Raw genomic sequence first — 14,965 nt, 5'->3', positions numbered from 1 at the left:
GGTGGTCATTCGTAGCGCAACGCCTCGACCGGATCGAGCTTCGCCGCCCGCCAGGCCGGGTAGAGCGTCGCAAGCAGCGACAGCACCATGGCCATGATCACCACCGTCGCCGTCTCTCCGGAATCCATATCCGCCGGAAGCCGGCTCAGGAAATAGAGCTCCGGCGAGAACAGCTCGGTGCGCGTCATCCAGGAGATTGCCTGGCGGATGCTCTCGATGTTGAGGCAGACGATAAAGCCAAGCACGAAACCGGCGAGCGTGCCCACGATGCCGATGCTGGCGCCGGTGATCACGAAGATGCGCATGATCGCACCGCGCGTCGCACCCATCGTGCGCAGGATCGCGATGTCGCGGCCCTTGTCCTTCACCAGCATGGTCATGCCGGAAATGATGTTCAGCGCGGCGACGATGACGATCAGCATGAGGATCAGGAACATGACGTTCCGCTCCACCTCCAGCGCCGAGAAAAAGGTGACATTGCGCGCACGCCAGTCGCTGACGAAGGTCTGCCTGCCCGCCCCCTCCTCGATGAGCGGACGCAGCGCGCCAACCCTGTCGGGATTGTCGGTAAAGACCTCGATGCCGGTGACGATGCCTTCCTGATTGAAGTAGAGCTGCGCCTGCGACAAGGGCATGAAGGCTATGGTGCTGTCATATTCCGACATGCCGATCTCGAAGATCGCGGTCACCGGATAGCCCTTCACCCTGGGCGTCACGCCAAGCGCGGTGACATTGCCCTTGGGAATGATGACGGTGACCATATCGCCGACGGCGACACCGAGCTGGCGCGCCATGCGCGTGCCGATGGCAATGCCGTCGCTCTGATCAAAATTCTCGAACGAGCCCGAACGCACATTCCCGGCAACGAGCGGCAGCTTGGCGAGATCCGTGCCGCGCACGCCGCGCACCAGCGCGCCGAACGAGCCAGCGGGCCCCGAAACCAGCGCCTGCCCCTCGACGAACGGCATGGTGAAGGTCACCCCCTCGAGGTTCTCGATTCGAGCCGCCACCGCATCATAATCGTCGAGCTCGCTCCCGATCGGCTGGATGAGCAAATGCCCGTTGATGCCGAGGATCTTGGTCAGCAGTTCGGCGCGAAAGCCATTCATCACCGCCATGACGATGATCAGCGTCGCCACGCCAAGCATGATGCCGAGAAAGGAAAAGCCGGCAATGACCGAAATGAACGCCTCGCGCCGGCGCGAGCGGAGATAACGCCCGGCGAGCATCCATTCGAAAGCGGCGAACGGCCGTGTGTCACCTGGCTGCTTCGTGGCTTTCGCGGCTGCGCTCATGCCTTTTCCCTAAAACTCCCGACTCACTGGCCGAGATCGGTCACAAGCCGATTGACGGCTTCTTGCGGCGAAAGCGTGACACGCTCGCCGGACGCACGGTTCTTGAGCTCCACGACGCCGTCCTTGAGGCCGCGCGGACCGACGATAAGCTGCCACGGCAGACCGATGAGGTCCATGGTGGCGAACTTGGCGCCCGCACGCGTGTCGACGTCATCCACAAGCACGTCGAGCCCCGCGCCGGAGAGCTGGCGCTCGAGGTCCGCGCAAGCGGCGTCCGCCTCCGCGTCGCCGGGCTTGAGATTGATCAGACCGACGTGGAACGGTGCGACGGACGCCGGCCAGACGATACCGGCCTCGTCGTGATGCGCCTCGATGATCGCTCCCAGAAGCCGCGACACGCCAACGCCGTAGGACCCCATGTGCACTGGCACGTCGGCGCCGTCCGGGCCGGCGACCTTGGCCCCCATGGGCTCGGAATACTTGGTGCCGAAGTAGAAGATGTGGCCGACCTCGATGCCGCGCGCCGACATGCGCGCCTCCTCGGGCACGGCGTCATAGGCAGCCGTGTCGTGCATTTCGTCGGTCGCCGCATAAGGCGTCGTCCAGGACTCGATGACCGGGCTCAGGTCGGACGTGAAGTCGGTGTCCGCATCGGGGATCGGCAGATCGAGGATCGCCTTGTCGCAGAACACCTCGCTCTCGCCGGTGGATGCGAGAATGATGAATTCGTGGCTCATGTCACCGCCGATGGGCCCGGTGTCGGCCCGCATCGGGATCGCCTTCAGCCCCATGCGCGCGAAGGTGCGCAGATAGGCGACGAACATGCGGTTGTAGGCGTGGCGCGCGCCTTCCTTGTCGAGATCGAAGGAATAGGCGTCCTTCATCAGGAACTCGCGGCCGCGCATGACGCCGAAGCGGGGGCGCACCTCGTCACGGAACTTCCACTGAATGTGGTAGAGGTTCAGCGGCAGATCCTTGTAGCTCTTCACCGAGGCCCGGAAGATGTCGGTGATCATCTCCTCGTTTGTCGGCCCGAACAGCATCTCGCGCTCATGGCGGTCGGTGATGCGCAGCATCTCCTTGCCGTAGGCATCATAGCGACCGCTTTCGCGCCACAGGTCCGCCGGCTGCACCGTCGGCATCAGGAGTTCCTGCGCGCCGGCGCGATTCTGCTCCTCGCGCACGATCTGCTCGATCTTGCGCAGCACACGAAGTCCCATCGGCAGCCAGGCGTAGATGCCTGCCGTCTCCTGGCGGATCATGCCGGCCCGCAGCATCAGGCGATGCGAGACGATCTCTGCTTCTTTCGGCGTTTCCTTGAGGATCGGCAGGAAATATCGGGACAGGCGCATTCGGGATCACTCGACAGGTGGCGCGGACAGAAACGGTCCGACAGGGCGCGGCGGCCAGGCGCCGCAGGTTTCGGCAGTCAAAGCGCATGCGCCGGAAAAACACAAGGCCCGGCGCATCCCCGCAAGGAACATTCGCGTTCGCGACGCGCGCAACAGACGGACATCCCTCATTTCTCGCAAGTGCGAAAGCAAAAAAAATGAGCTTCGCTTGCACAAAATGGTGACAAGCCGACGACATTGGTTTATGGTCCGTTTCCATAAGAAGGCAAGAAATCGCAAGATATTCTAAGCCACACAACAGACATCGCGGTCTGAGTCTTGGGAGGAAGCACCTTCATGGCGCGCCGAAAGGCAGCTGCCCGCCGTTAAGGTTTGAATTGAACTTGGCGATTGAAGGTATGATACGCGAAACCTGAAAAAGCGAGACCTCTGGTCTCGCTTTTTTTCTTTGTATTATTGCCCAGCCGTTCGCAAAATATTCCACGAAACGACGAATCTATTATGCCAAGCGATTCAGTCGAATTTCTTCCGTTACGTTATTTTTACCCTGGCGCTTTCGTTCTTTAAAAACCGAAACCGAAGTTGCCACTCTCTTCGGCAAAAAAACTGTCGAAAACGACAGTGTCCGAAGTACGGAGCCTGATCTGCCCCGTGCTCAGCTGCGGCTTTCGAACCAGGCATCGAGCGGCATGATCACCGGCGGCTCGCCATTGTCCTTCGGCCAGGAATCGATCGAGAACGCCTTGCCGCTGCCGCTTTCCCTGAGCACGGCCGTGGCATGCGGATACCGCCCGTCGAGAAAGAAGCCGCGCGCCACGGGACTGGCGACCGTGTGATGGCGCAAATATCCATGCGCGGCGGCAACCAGCAGAACGCTGGTCGTGTTGGTCGCCTCGTCGATACAGTCCATCTGGCCCGGTACGCCGGAATTGTGCAGGTCGTAGCCGCCAACATCCTTGCTCGATCCGACGACCGGGCCGATTTGCTGCTCCGACCAGGCAATGACGCGCGCAACCGCTTTGCGTTCGGCCTCCGGCGAGGCCTTGCCGGCGGCAAACATGCGCTTCATCACGGCAAGCTGCCTGCCTGAGAAATCGAACGGCGTCTTCCGGGCGCATCCAAACGCATGGCAGACATAGATCCGGTCTCCCTTCGGCGCGACGCCATTGTGAGCTCCGTACCAGGAGCCAGCCCGGCCGAGCGACTGCCCGGCGCAGCCGGCAAGCAGCAGCATGGCGGCAACGGCAAGCAAGCCGCCAGTGCGCTTGCTTGCCTGACACATCACACGGCCTGTCCGGTCCCTACCGGCGCCAGTGTCTCGAATCATTGTCGTCTCCTGCCTGCAAGGGATCTCCTTATCGCGCGTTCGTTTGCCAGGCGGAAGAGGACGCGCTAAGTCACCGCTTCAAGATCGATCAGGGCCTTTCGCGCAAGCACGAAGGCCACAGACAGGGACGAAGAAAACATGCAGCCCGTTCATGTCATCGGCGGCGGCCTCGCCGGTTCCGAGGCCGCCTGGCAGCTCGCCCGTCGCGGAGTTCCCGTCGTCCTGCACGAGATGCGTCCGGTGCGCGACACCGATGCGCACAAGACAGACGGCCTGGCTGAACTCGTCTGCTCCAATTCCTTCCGCTCCGACGACGCGGAGCAGAATGCCGTCGGTTTGCTTCATGCCGAGCTGCGCGACAGCGGCTCGCTGATCATGCAGTCTGCCGACGCCAATCAGGTGCCCGCCGGCGGCGCGCTCGCGGTGGACCGCGACGGCTTCTCCGAGGCGGTGACGGCCGCACTCACCGGTCATCCGCTCATCACCATCGAGCGCGGCGAAATCACCGGCATGCCGCCCGCAGACTGGGACAGCGTCATCGTCGCCACCGGCCCGCTCACCTCGCCTGCCCTGTCGCAGGCGATCCTCGAGGCGACAGGCGAGGACGCCCTCGCCTTCTTCGACGCCATCGCGCCGATCCTGCATTTCGATTCCATCGACCTCGACACCTGCTGGTTCCAGTCGCGTTACGACAAGATCGGACCGGGCGGAACCGGCAAGGACTACATCAACTGCCCGATGGACAAGGAGCAATACGCCGCCTTCATCGACGCGCTGATCGCCGCGCCCAAGACCGAGTTCAAGGAATGGGAGGAGAACACCCCCTATTTCGACGGTTGCCTGCCAATCGAGGTCATGGCTGAACGCGGACGCGAGACCCTGCGCCACGGACCGATGAAGCCGATGGGCCTGACCAACGCGCACAAGCCGGACCAGAAGCCTTACGCAGTGGTCCAGTTGCGCCAGGACAATGCGCTCGGCACGCTCTACAACATGGTCGGTTTCCAGACGAAGCTGAAGCATGGCGCGCAGCTTGAGGTGTTCCGCACCATCCCCGGGATGGAAGAGGCTGTTTTCGCCCGGCTTGGCGGCCTGCACCGCAACACCTTCCTGAACTCGCCCAAGCTGCTCGACCGGTCCTTCCGGCTCAAGGCCCGCCCGGCACTGCGCTTCGCTGGCCAGATCACCGGATGCGAAGGTTATGTGGAATCGGCAAGCGTCGGCTGCATGGCCGGCCTCTTCGCCGCGGCCGAGAGACTTGGCCGCGACATCGCCCCGCCGCCGCCGACCACGGCCATGGGCGCCTTGCTGGAGCACATCACCGGCGGCCATATCCTGCGCGAGGATGGCGGCCCGCGCTCGTTCCAGCCGATGAACGTCAACTTCGGCCTGTTTCCGCCCATCGAGGCGCCGAAGACCGACGCGGACGGCAAACGTCTCAAGGGCAAGGACAAGACGCGGGCCAAGAAACTCGCCATGACCTCGCGCGCCCGCGCCGATTTCAGCGAATGGGGTTCGGTGGCCCTGGCGCTTGCGAACGAGCCGGTCTGCTGACCTGGCGATCCGGCTCTGCTCCGCTCTGACGGAGCGCCCGAAAACGGAAAACGGCGCGCAATGACTTGCGCGCCGTTTTTTCTGTCCTCCGCGAGATGAGACCCGACAGGGCCTCTCGCCTCTTCTCAGGAGGCCCCCTCCTCGGTGGGGTTGTCCTGCCCCGCACCGCCCGCCGCGACCTGCTGCGGCAACCCGTGATCGCGACCGAGGTAGGTGACGTTCGACGGGAAGGCGAAGTTGGAGCCGCCCTGCTGCACGATCCGTGTGATCTCCACCAGAATCTGCTCCTGGATCTTCAGGAACTCGTTCCGGTCGGCTGTCGAGATGTAGGTGAAAAGTTCGATATTGAGCGAATAGTCCCCGAAGCCGACAAAAGTCACCCGCAGAGCCATCTGATCGAGCACCTTCGGGTTCTCCTCGAGAGAAAGACGGATCTTCTCGATGATGCTGAGCAGCACCGCTGCGTCGGTGTCCCGACGCAGGCTAATGACATGATTGAGCAGGAAGCGGTCGCGCCGGCTGAAGTTGACGATCTTGCGCTTGGCGAGGTCGGAATTGGCGACGGTGATCAGCGTCCTGTCGAGCGCACGGATACGCGTCGAACGAATGCCGATTGCCTCCACCGTGCCCGACAAGCCTTCGAACTCGCAGTACTCGCCGACACGCACCATGCGGTCGGCATAAAGAATGACGCCGCCGATGAGGTTTTCCAGCGTCGGCTGGGCCGCGAGTGCCACGGCCAGACCGCCAACACCCAGGCCGGCGATGACACCGTAGACCGGGATACCGATCTGCGTTGCGCCATAGCCCAGCAGAACGACCGAAAGCGCAAGACCGATCAACCGGAAGCCCGAAAGGAGAAGGCTGGAATCGAGACTCGCCGTCGGTGCCGTGGGGTTCTTCATCACCCAACTCGCGAGCAGGTCGATGGCCTGGTAGCAGAACCAGGAAACGCTGGCCCAAAGCACAGTGGCCGATACGGTTCCAACGATGACCATCGGAACGCCGGTAATGTTGACCTGGTCATTGGCCAGGAACCGGAAGCCGACCGCGGTGAGAAGCACGACAAGGGGCAGTTGCATGCGCCGCATGCGCCGACGCACGTCCGAAAGCGGAACCGCCCGCCACCTGTTCCAGCGCTGCACGCTCACCGGAATGACAATCGAAAGGATCGCCAGCAGACCCAGCGCCAGCCATTGCCAGACGGCCTGGTCACGGAACTCGTGGCGCAACCATTGCGGCCCTTCGAGAACAAGGTCGTACCAGCGCGGCGGCACGAGATTGCCCGGCGTGTAGATATAGTAGGCGTAGAGGTCCTCGCCCTTGTCCGAATGGGAGGGGAAGACCCTCACAGCCGCATAGTCTTGCGGGATGCGCGCCACCGTTTCCTTCGAAACGAGATAGCGCACGTCGCCCTTTTCCGTTCCCGTCTGGGCAAAGACGAGGCCCGTTCCCGGCAAACGCCAGCGCTGCGGCAGGGTGGCGGCGAAATCGGGGTCCTGCGGAGCCCCAGCGGCCTTGCCCGGCACATCCTCGAGCGAAGGCATGTAGATGCGGTCGATGATCTCCTGAAACTGCAGGACGGTTTCGATCCCGACATTCTCACGGGCCGTCTGAGGCACATCACTGAGATCGAAGAGCTCCGTTGCCTTGGAGATGAGCAACTGCACGATGGCGAGCCGGCGCTTCTGGTCCTCCGACAGAAACAGGGTGTCGCCCTCGAGGAATTCATTCCTCAGCGCGATCCAGATCCGGCTGGCCTCCGCCATCAGGACAAGAAAGCTCTCCAGCGAGGCGCGCGGGCTCTTGCTGTCCGGCGGGGCGATCGGATAATCGCGCAGCAACTCCTGCAGATTGGGAATGCGGCCCTCGATTTCCTTGTCGAGATCGGAAGAAGAGAGGCTCTTTCCGCCAAGAAGAACGCTCGGCTGGAGAAATTTTTCATACGCCGCCGGCTGGGCAACTGCGGCACCGGCAACCGAAATCGTCAGAAAAGCAACGACCGCGACAAAGAAAAGCCGAACAAGATCGCGACCTCGGCAGCCTGCGAACAAGTCAATTCCGCCACGCTTTCGATGCAGGTTCCCGGTCATTTCGCCCCCAATGATCCATAAAATCCACCCAGACCATAGAGACCAAAATTGAAACCAGTCTTAATCTAGTCGCTTGGAGCGTGCTTCCGCGCCAGCCGCACCGCCTGCCAGACATACCAGAGCTTGCGCAACCGCGAGATGTCACCGGTCATGCCGAACGGATCGAAACCGGCCTTTTCCACCCGCCGTAACGCCGGCTCCACAAGACTGGCCGGCAAGAACGCGGGCACGACGCCGCGCGGCACGCTGGCGATACGCGCGCGGGTCTGAAGGAGATGCCCCTGCGCCCGGTCGCAGAGTTCGGAGATAGCCGTGCGCAGCTGCGGCGTCGCCTTTCCGGAGAAGATGTCCTCAGGCTCCACTTCGTGGCGCGCAAGCAGATCGGCCGGCAGGTAAAGCTGGCGCCGGGCGGCGTGCCAGGGCAGCGCGCGAACAAGCCCGGCAAGCGCATAGGCGACACCGGCATGGCCGGCGGCCTCCGAGGTGCCCGGATCGCGGCCGTCCGCCAGCACGATCGCGGCAAGCTGGATCAGCGCGGAAGAGGTCTCGCCCGCGTATCCCTCAAGATCGCCGATGGTCGGCATCGGGTCGTCGTAAAGGTCGAAGGTCCGCGCCTCGATGAGATCGAGAAAGGCACCGAGCGGAAGATTGTAGGTGGCGATGGCCGCGCGAATGGCGCCGGCAACCGGGTGCTGATCGGCATCGCCGCCAGGTTCCGCGGCGAGCGCGTCGCGCCACCACTGGAACCGGATCTCGCCGGGCATCGGGTCGGAAACGATCTCCCGAGCCCGGGCGATCTCCATGTTGAAGGCATAGAGAGCTGCGAGCGCGGATCGCTTGGGCTCCGGTACGTGGAGCAGCGAGATATACCGGTCGAAGTCGAATTGCCGGACAAGCGCGAGGCAGTGCTCGCCGGCAGTCAGGGTCGGCGCTGTCATGAAGGGGAACCTAGGGCCATCGGCGGATCAGTCCACCGCAAGCAGCACCGCCGCGACGGCCCTGTCCTCGGCAAGCAGGACGTTGTAGGTGCGCACAGCCGCTCCCGTCGACATGGGATCGGACATGATGCCCGCCTCGCGCATTGCCGACTTCAGGTCCGGCGCCATGCGCGCGGGATCGCGGCCCATGCCAAGAAGAAGCACCTCGATGCCCGCCGCCTCGTCAAAGATCTTCTCGAGTGTCGCGACGGTCAGGTCGGCGGGAACCGTGGCATCGAAGCCATAGATGCCGCTTGGAATGCACAGGATCGATCCGCGATGGGACATGCCGGCGAAGCGGAAGCCGCCGTCGCCATACGCCTCGACCGGCGCCCGCCCTGGAAAATGGGCGTCCCGAATGACGATGCCTTCACCGCGCCGTGCCATGTCGCTCCCTCTGGCTGGAGGATGCGGGGTGCGCCCCCGCGTCCTCCCTCCGGCCTTGTCAGGCCTTTGCCGCGCCGTCGCCGCCCTTGGCTTCGGCCGTGCCCTTGTCATCGCCATCGCCCCCGGTCACGGCCGAAGGCCTGAGGTTCAGCGAAATCAGGAACGGAGCAGCCAGGAAGATCGACGAATAGGTGCCAATCACCACACCAAAGATCATGGCAAGCGTGAACGAGCGAATGACCTCACCGCCGAAGGCATAGAGAGCCACCAGCGCCAGCAGCGTCGTCAGAGACGTCATCACGGTACGCGACAACGTCTCGTTGATCGTGCGGTCGAGCAGGTCGGGCAGCGGCATCTTCTTGTAACGTCGAAGATTCTCGCGGATTCGATCATAAACGACGACTGTATCGTTCAGCGAATAGCCGATGATCGTCAGCACCGCCGCGATACTCGACAATGAAAACTCGAGTTGCAGCACCACGAACAATCCGAGCGTCAGCACGATATCGTTGATCGTCGTCAGGATCGCGCCGACGGCGAAATGCCACTCGAAGCGGAACCAGATGTAGAACAGGATCACCACCAGAGAGGCGACGACGGCCAGAAAACCGTCGGTCGCAAGCTCACCGGAGACACGCGGCCCGACAACCTCGACACGCCGGAACTCGACGCTCTCGCCGAAGGTCTCGCGCACGGTCTGCACGACCGCTTGCTGTTCCAGTTCACCGCCTTCGGGCTGCTGAACACGCACCAGGACCTCGTCAGGTGCGCCAAACTGCTGCACCTGCACGTCGCCCAGGTTGAGCGTGCCGAGCTGGGCGCGGATGCCGGCGACGTCCGCTGGCGACTCCATGGTCTTTATCTCGAAGACCGTGCCGCCCTTGAAATCGATGCCGAAGTTCAGCCCGACCGAGAAAAACAAAGCGATCGAAGCGACGAACAGCACCGCCGAGGCGGGAAACGACAGGCGACGGAACCGCATGAAGCGGAACTTGGTGTCGTCGGGGATGAGTTTGAGCAACATGAGCTTGGTCCCCGGGTCAGAGCGTCAGATGGCTCGGCCGCTTCCGACGCACCCACAGCGCGACCAACAGGCGCGACACGGTGAAGGCGGTGAAGACGGTCGTGAAGATACCGATCGCAAGCGTCACGGCAAAGCCGCGGATCGGACCCGAACCCAGATTGAAGAGGATCAGCGCTGCGATCAGTGTGGTGACGTTCGCATCGAGGATGGTGCCGAGTGCGCGGGAGTAGCCCGCGTCGATGGCGCTGATCGCCGAGCGCCCTGCCCTGGCCTCCTCGCGTATGCGCTCGAAGATCAGCACGTTGGCGTCGACCGCCATGCCGATGGTCAGCACGATGCCAGCGATGCCGGGCAACGTCAGCGTCGCCTGCAGGAAGGTCAGCGCCCCGAAGACGAGAAGCACGTTCACCGCAAGCGCCACGTCGGCGATAACACCGAAGCGCCCATAGGTCAGGATCATGAAGACCACGACGAGCCCTGCGCCGATGAAGGACGCAAGCTGTCCGGCGTCGACCGAATCCTGGCCGAGGCCCGGACCGATGGAACGCTCCTCGACGACGGTGAGCTTGGCCGGCAGCGCGCCGGCGCGCAGGAGCACGGCAAGATCATTGGCGCTTTCGACGGTGAAGCTGCCCGAGATCTGGCCCGAGCCGCCGGTGATCGGCTCGCGGATGACCGGAGCGGAAATCACCTCGTTGTCGAGAACGATGGCGAACGGACGTCCGACATTGCGCTGTGTGACGACGGAGAAGGTCCGCGCGCCGGAGGTGTTGAACTGGAAGTTCACCACAGGCTCGTTGGTATTGGAATCGAAGGACACCTGAGCGCCGCGAAGGTCCTCGCCCGTCAGCAGCGGAGCCTCGTCGAGCAGGTAGGGCAGCGGGGGATCGTCACCGGAGTACATCACAACCGTTCCAGCCGGCGGGCGCGAGGAAAGCGCCTGTTCAGCCGACATGGACTGGTTGACGAGATGGAAGGTGAGCTGCGCGGTCTGGCCGACCAGATCCTTGAGGCGCTGCGGATCGCCCTCGCCCGGCGCCTCCACCAGAATGCGGTCGTCGCCCTGGCGCTGGATGCTGGGTTCGGTCGTGCCGAACTCGTCGAGACGAAGCCGGATGACCTCGATCGACTGCTGAACCACCGAGTTGAGGCGCTGGGTCAGGCCGGCATCGGTGAAGGAGAAGCGAATCAGGCCGTCATCGGCAACCGCAATCTGAAACTCATTCACCGCGGCGCCGCCGAAGACCGAGTTATTCAGCGGATTGGTCAGCTCCGACAGCCGCTTGCGCGCATCCTCGAGGCGGGAAAGATCGCGAATGCGAACCTGCACCGTCTGCCCCTGCACGCCGAGGCCGGTGTAGCCGATGCGCTGGTCCTCGCGAAGGCGCTGGCGAACCTCGCCCTCGAGCGTCTTCAGCCGCTTCTGGATGTAGTCGGTCCGGTCGATCTCGTAGAGCAGGTAGGCACCGCCCTGAAGATCCAGACCGAGAACGATCTGCCGCTTGGGCATCCAGTTCGGCAGCGAAGCCAGCGTGGCCGGCGACAGGAAGTTCGGCAGGGTGGAGATTGCCCCGGCGAGGATGACGAGGACGATCAGAACGATCTTCCAGCGCGCGAAATAGAGCATGGCGATGCCGTTTCCGGTGTTCCGCGCGGCCCCAGGGGCCGCGCGGGAAAAGAAAAGAAGATCGGGCGGCGCTTAGCCGTTTTCCTTGACCGGCTCGGTCTTCGAGCGGACTTCCGTGATCATCGAGCGGACGACGCGGATCTTGACGCCCTCGGAGATCTCGACCTGGACTTCACCCTCGTCGACGACCTTGGCGATCTTGCCGATCAGGCCGCCGGAGGTGACCACCGTGTCGCCACGGCGCAGATTGGAGACCAGCTCCTGATGCTGCTTCATCCGCTGGCGCTGCGGGCGGATGATCAGGAACCACATGATCACGAAGATCAGGACGAACGGAAGGAACTGGACAAGCATCCCAACGCCGCCGGCGGCTCCGGCACCTTGCGCGAAAGCGGGTGTAATCAGCATAGGCATCTCCTGTGCAAGGCGCGTTTCTCGAGAACGGAGGGTGGCGGTACGGCTTTTGCCGTCGCGACTGCCCCATTCCGGCGCATGAACCAAAGTCGCGCGGACTATACAAGCCGCGCCCGTCTTTGCAAGGCGAACCGGAGCTTCGCGGCACACGCGGAATGCGCGCTTTGGCCACACGCTCGGTCATGCTAGGGAAGCCATTCGGGGCATCGCGTTGCACGCAATCCCTCCCCCTTCCCAAAGCACTTACCAGGCATGGCGTAGATATGGATCAATCGAACCTGCACAAGGGCGACCTCGACACAATCGCACGGCGTCTCGACACCCTTATCGAGTTGATCGCCCGCGCCGTGCCGGCGGAGCCGCGCAAAACCGACTTCGAGGCCGCCGATGCCTTCGTCTGGAACGCCGGTTCATCGGAGCTGGAAGCGGTCGAGCGGGTCAACCGCGTCGACATCGCCCTGCTGCAGGGTGTCGAACGCGCCCGCGACCAGCTTGTCGCCAACACCACCCGCTTCGCCAGAGGGTTCGCCGCCAACAACGTTCTCCTGTGGGGCGCGCGCGGCATGGGCAAGTCGTCGTTGGTCAAGGCCGCCCACGCCCGCATCAATGCCGATCTCGAGGCGTCGGGAAGCCGGGAACGCCTCAAGCTCGTGGAGATCCACCGGGAGGATATCGAAAGCCTGCCGACGCTGATGCGGATCGTGCGGGCCAGCGGCCACCGAACGATCGTCTTTTGCGACGACCTGAGTTTCGACTCGGGCGATGCCTCCTACAAGTCGCTCAAGGCCGCGCTCGACGGCGGCATTGAAGGACGCCCGGCGACGGTTCTCTTCTACGCCACCTCCAACAGGCGCCATCTGCTGCCGCGCGACATGATCGAGAACGAAAGTTCGACGGCGATCAATCCAGGCGAAGCGGTCGAGGAGAAGGTGTCGCTGTCGGATCGATTCGGCCTGTGGCTCGGCTTCCACAAATGCAGCCAGGATGAGTATCTCGCCATGATCGAGGGCTACGTCGCCCACTATGGCCTCGCCTACGATCCCGCCCGCCTGCGCGCCGAGGCGCTCGAATGGTCGACGACGCGAGGCAGCCGCTCGGGCCGTGTCGCCTTCCAGTTCATCCAGGACCTGGCCGGCCGTCTGGAGCGCAATCTCGGCGCGTGATCACACAGTGATTTCCGCGCGCAGGTTGATCCCTGAGCGCCGCGCGGCCACATGCCCCTTCTGTTCGACACGAAGAAAGGGACGGCATGACCCGTGAACGCCGCGGGATTTCCCGCATCTTGCTCGGCGCGGCAGTTGTCGCCGCCGTCCTTGCCCTGGGGCTTTTCCTCATCCTTCCCGGGCTGTCGGACTTCGATCTCGACGCGCGGGCAACGCGGGAAATTTCTTTCGACACGCCCTCCTCCCGCCTGTCCGGGACGCTGTTCCTGCCCGACGCTCCACAAGCGCCCGCCGCCGTCGCCCTGCTTGTCCATGGCGACGGCCCGCAGGACCGCGTGTCCGCCGGCGGCTACCTGCCGTTGATGAACGCCCTGCTCGACAGCGGCATCGCCGTCTACAGCTGGGACAAACCGGGGGTGGGAAAAAGCCAGGGCAACTGGCTGGACCAGTCGATGGACGACCGCGCCAGCGAGGCGGAAGCAGCGCTGCGGGCCGTGCTGCGCGACTATCCGCAGGCACGCGGGCGGATCGGGCTGCTGGGCTTCTCGCAGGCAGGATGGGTTTTGCCGAAGGTGGGCGGCGGGCCTGCGGCTGCGGAGATCGCCTTCATCGTCAGCATCGGCGCCGCCCTCGACTGGCAACGTCAGGGCGCCTATTTCACCCGGCGCCGGCTTCAGGCGGAAGGCTGGTCGCCGGAGCGCATCGCGGAGCATATCGCAAGCAGGCGCCAGACCGAGGAACGCATCTTCGCCGACGTCGACGCCGGACGCCTGGAGAGCACGGCCGCGGCCCACGATCTTGGGATACCGCCCCACCGCCTGGAGTTCGTCCGGCGGAACCTGTCGTCCAACGCAAGCGCAGACCTTGCGCGTGTCGGCCGGCCGTATCTGGCGCTCTGGGGCGCGGAGGATCTCAACGTGGACGCGCGGGCCAATGCCGATGACGCCCGCCGCCTCGTTCTGGCGAACAATCCCGCAAACCGGGTCACGGTCATCCCCTCAGCCACGCACAGTCTCTTGCGCGATGGCCTCTTCAACCACCAGCTTGCGGAGCAATGGCCCTGGTACACCAGGGCAGCGTTCGTCCTGCTCGGGCGCCGTGCCTATGCCGACGGGGCGGTGAAGACGATAACGGACTGGCTCCACGCTGTGGTGGGACAGGACGACAAGCCCCGCGCCGGCCTCACTGCGGCGGCTTCATCCGCGGCGTGACGCTGTCGGCTCCGATGCTCGGCGCAGTGCCGGCAAGCGGGTCCTCCCCGGCGGCCGCATCGGCGGAGATCGGTGGGCCGCTGTAGTTGTCCGGCGGGGCGACGGTCGAGGACTGCTTGCAGTTGGTCAACCACACGTCATAGACGGGGTTCTCGACCGCGTGCAGACCGGGGCTCGCGGCAAACATCCACCCGGTGAAGATCCGCCGCACCTCATTGTTGAGCGTGATCTCGTCCACCTCGACAAAGGCCGTCGTCTGCGGCGCTTCGGTCTGCGGCCGCGTGTTGCACTCGCGCGGCGTCACCTGCAGCGCGCCGAACTGAACGGTCTCGCCGATGTAGACATCGAAGGAGATGATGCGGCCGGTGATCTTGTCCAGGCCGGAGAAGACCGCGACCGGGTTCTCGATCCTTTCCGCCCGCGCGACACCCGGCACGAGAACGCAGGCGGAAAGCGCGGCGGCCACCGCGGTCTGGCCCAGTCTCGCCACGGGCGCCTTCTTCCGGCCGGAAGCCAGCCCAAACGCAGCTCGCATCATCCA

General features: G+C 64.0%; 13 protein-coding genes. 3 read left to right on the top strand and 10 right to left on the bottom strand.

Annotation, left to right across the window (positions count from 1 at the left end):
• Positions 1 to 5: 5 nt before the first annotated feature.
• The 3 genes from ACSLUQ_RS06160 to ACSLUQ_RS06150 all read right to left on the bottom strand — a co-directional run bounded on the left by ACSLUQ_RS06160 (position 6) and on the right by ACSLUQ_RS06150 (position 3,929).
• Positions 6 to 1,295, bottom strand: a complete 1,290-nt coding sequence (locus ACSLUQ_RS06160) for a lipoprotein-releasing ABC transporter permease subunit (protein WP_417773209.1) — start codon at positions 1,293 to 1,295, stop codon at positions 6 to 8.
• Between the two features lie 23 nt (positions 1,296 to 1,318).
• On the bottom strand, positions 1,319 to 2,647 hold the full coding sequence (proS, locus tag ACSLUQ_RS06155; RefSeq protein ID WP_461807984.1) for a proline--tRNA ligase: 1,329 nt from the start codon (positions 2,645 to 2,647) through the stop codon (positions 1,319 to 1,321).
• Positions 2,648 to 3,302: 655 nt separating this feature from the next.
• Entirely contained in the window at positions 3,303 to 3,929 is a 627-nt protein-coding gene (locus ACSLUQ_RS06150; protein ID WP_461807983.1) for a hypothetical protein, read from the bottom strand.
• 183 nt (positions 3,930 to 4,112) lie between these two features.
• Between ACSLUQ_RS06150 and trmFO the strand changes: the two genes are divergently transcribed.
• Positions 4,113 to 5,528 (top strand): methylenetetrahydrofolate--tRNA-(uracil(54)-C(5))-methyltransferase (FADH(2)-oxidizing) TrmFO, encoded by a 1,416-nt coding sequence (trmFO, locus tag ACSLUQ_RS06145; protein ID WP_417773206.1) that lies wholly within the window; start codon positions 4,113 to 4,115, stop codon positions 5,526 to 5,528.
• 125 nt (positions 5,529 to 5,653) lie between these two features.
• Here trmFO and ACSLUQ_RS06140 read toward each other — a convergent pair whose 3' ends face one another.
• From ACSLUQ_RS06140 to yajC, 6 genes are all read right to left on the bottom strand, one after another.
• Positions 5,654 to 7,582, bottom strand: a complete 1,929-nt coding sequence (locus tag ACSLUQ_RS06140; protein ID WP_461807982.1) for a mechanosensitive ion channel family protein — start codon at positions 7,580 to 7,582, stop codon at positions 5,654 to 5,656.
• Between the two features lie 104 nt (positions 7,583 to 7,686).
• Complete coding sequence (locus ACSLUQ_RS06135; protein WP_461807981.1) at positions 7,687 to 8,559, bottom strand: phytoene/squalene synthase family protein; 873 nt, start codon at positions 8,557 to 8,559, stop codon at positions 7,687 to 7,689.
• 27 nt (positions 8,560 to 8,586) lie between these two features.
• Positions 8,587 to 8,985 (bottom strand): Mth938-like domain-containing protein, encoded by a 399-nt coding sequence (locus ACSLUQ_RS06130; protein WP_417773203.1) that lies wholly within the window; start codon positions 8,983 to 8,985, stop codon positions 8,587 to 8,589.
• Between the two features lie 58 nt (positions 8,986 to 9,043).
• On the bottom strand, positions 9,044 to 10,009 hold the full coding sequence (secF, locus tag ACSLUQ_RS06125; protein ID WP_417773202.1) for a protein translocase subunit SecF: 966 nt from the start codon (positions 10,007 to 10,009) through the stop codon (positions 9,044 to 9,046).
• Positions 10,010 to 10,025: 16 nt separating this feature from the next.
• A complete protein-coding gene (gene secD, locus ACSLUQ_RS06120) occupies positions 10,026 to 11,636 on the bottom strand; it encodes a protein translocase subunit SecD (protein ID WP_417773201.1) in 1,611 nt (536 codons plus the stop codon).
• A 72-nt stretch (positions 11,637 to 11,708) separates the two neighbouring features.
• On the bottom strand, positions 11,709 to 12,044 hold the full coding sequence (gene yajC / locus ACSLUQ_RS06115; protein ID WP_417773200.1) for a preprotein translocase subunit YajC: 336 nt from the start codon (positions 12,042 to 12,044) through the stop codon (positions 11,709 to 11,711).
• Between the two features lie 269 nt (positions 12,045 to 12,313).
• On the opposite strand from yajC, the gene ACSLUQ_RS06110 reads away from it, so the two are divergent.
• Both ACSLUQ_RS06110 and ACSLUQ_RS06105 read left to right on the top strand, forming a co-directional pair.
• Complete coding sequence (locus tag ACSLUQ_RS06110) at positions 12,314 to 13,213, top strand: ATP-binding protein (protein ID WP_417773199.1); 900 nt, start codon at positions 12,314 to 12,316, stop codon at positions 13,211 to 13,213.
• A gap of 86 nt (positions 13,214 to 13,299) precedes the next feature.
• Positions 13,300 to 14,424 carry an alpha/beta hydrolase family protein gene (locus ACSLUQ_RS06105; RefSeq protein ID WP_461807980.1) on the top strand — a complete coding sequence of 375 codons (1,125 nt, stop codon included), beginning with the start codon at positions 13,300 to 13,302 and terminating at the stop codon, positions 14,422 to 14,424.
• Here ACSLUQ_RS06105 and ACSLUQ_RS06100 read toward each other — a convergent pair.
• Positions 14,396 to 14,959, bottom strand: a complete 564-nt coding sequence (locus tag ACSLUQ_RS06100) for a DUF2155 domain-containing protein (RefSeq protein WP_417773363.1) — start codon at positions 14,957 to 14,959, stop codon at positions 14,396 to 14,398. The two genes, ACSLUQ_RS06105 and ACSLUQ_RS06100, sit on opposite strands and share 29 nt — an antisense overlap.
• Positions 14,960 to 14,965 lie beyond the last annotated feature (6 nt).

It is taken from the genome of Stappia sp. ICDLI1TA098, assembly GCF_054880955.1.
This window is presented reverse-complemented; position numbering and strand designations above follow the sequence as displayed.